This is a genomic window from Rugosimonospora africana (genome assembly GCF_016862975.1).
Lineage (GTDB): Bacteria > Actinomycetota > Actinomycetes > Mycobacteriales > Micromonosporaceae > Rugosimonospora > Rugosimonospora africana.
Genome location: NZ_BONZ01000187.1, coordinates 1 through 941 on the forward strand (window position 1 = coordinate 1; position 941 = coordinate 941).

A 941-nucleotide genomic window follows, 5' to 3' on the forward strand; every position below is an offset into this window, starting at 1 on the left:
CATTGTCCGCGCGGAATTCCGAGCCAGGCAGCCAGTCGTAGCCGGCCCGAGCCCACGCGTACCCACCGACCTCTTTAGACGCGTGCAACTCGATGTGACTGACCCCGGACTCCCGGTACCAGCCCTCCATGTGCTCGTTGAACTCCCGCGCGAAGCCCCCACCACGTGCCGTTTCCCGGATGATCAGCAGGTTGTGACGTGCGACGAGGTGACCGTGCTGGTCACGCTCGATCGAATAGTTGATATGACCGACTCCACCCCGGCTGTTCTTGATGGTCAGGTGGATGTTGACCTCGTTGCGCGAGACGTTGACCGGTTCCGGGGCGTACTCCGGCTCGACCCGCATCCCCGCGTACGTCCGACCGGTGACCTCCTCGACGAGGTACCGCTCGACCTCGCTCTTCCACGCCCCGGCTTCCTCTTCGGAGCGCGGGACCAACTCCTCCAGGGTCGGCCGGCGTCCCTCGTGCACCCACGCCGGATCGGACCAGATCTCGTCGTGCGTGGAGTGGTCGAGGCCGTCGCTCGGGACGTGGTGGTCATTCCGAGGTTCGTCGTACCCGTAGTCCGGCGTCTCCGGCTGATGCCCGGTCGGATCGGACCACCGCGGGTCATACCCCCTCGGGTCTGACCGAGTCGGGTCCTGCCGCGCCGGGTCGGACCGCGTCGGGTCGGACTCGGCTGGGGTGTCAGCGGCCGGGGTGTCAGCGGCGGGGTCGTGTTCCGACGGCGCCGGCTCTTCGGTCCGCCCACGGCCCCACCGGCGTTCGGCCTCCTGGGACCAGTCCGAATCAGTGGTGTGCGGGTCGGTACCGCGACCGTCATCGGTACCGCGGCCATCAAGAGTGCCGTCGCGATCGCCGGTACCGTCGTCGTACCAGTTCTTCGGCTCGTCCCGCCCGGGATCGCCCGGCAGCCCGACCCGGTCGGCCGACTCCGGC

1 pseudogene is annotated in these 941 nt (G+C 68.7%); it reads right to left on the reverse strand.

The window, feature by feature from the left end:
* A pseudogene (locus Raf01_RS49140) lies at window positions 1-472 on the reverse strand (hypothetical protein); the annotation flags it as partial.
* Window positions 473-941 lie beyond the last annotated feature (469 nt).